1 protein-coding gene is annotated in these 521 nt (G+C 64.9%); it reads right to left on the bottom strand.

Annotation, left to right across the window (positions count from 1 at the left end; translation table 11 throughout):
• The coding region (locus P0R31_RS40775; RefSeq protein WP_275521256.1) for a phosphopantetheine-binding protein at positions 1-521 on the bottom strand (521 nt) is incomplete at both ends.

Genomic DNA, 521 nt, shown 5'->3' with positions numbered 1-521 from the left:
AACCGCACCAAGATAGCGCTCCAACAAGCTGCGGTCGGCAAACGCCATCTGCGACACCAACAGATAGGGATCACCCCGGCTGGCCAGCAGATGATGGAACAGGATGCCGTCCTGCAGCGGCGTCAGCGCATAAATGTCCTGGATATTGCGGACGCCACCAGGCACCGTGGCGATGATCCGGTCGATCTCAGGCTGGGCCAGCTCGATCAGCGGCAGCATCTGCGGCGTGATCGCCGTACTCTGCTCGGTGATCAGGTTGGCAGGCACTGCCACGTCATGAGGACGGCCAAGGCTTGCGGCAAAATCGGCCAGCACCGGCGTGGCGAACAGCGTTGGCAGCGGCAGTTCGACCCCAACAGCCTGCGACAGCCGGCTCGACACCTGCACCGCTAGAAGCGAGTGGCCGCCCAGTTCGAAGAAGTGGTCGTTGCGTCCGACCCGCTCCAGCCCGAGAAGCTCGGCCCAGATCCGTGCCAACGCCGTCTCGACTGCGCCCTGCGGCGCCTCATAGGCCGCCCGTG

This window comes from Bradyrhizobium yuanmingense, from assembly GCF_029167105.1.
Classification (GTDB): domain Bacteria; phylum Pseudomonadota; class Alphaproteobacteria; order Rhizobiales; family Xanthobacteraceae; genus Bradyrhizobium; species Bradyrhizobium yuanmingense_A.
Note: the sequence above shows the minus strand (reverse complement) of the source record. Positions and strands in the feature narration are given on the sequence as shown.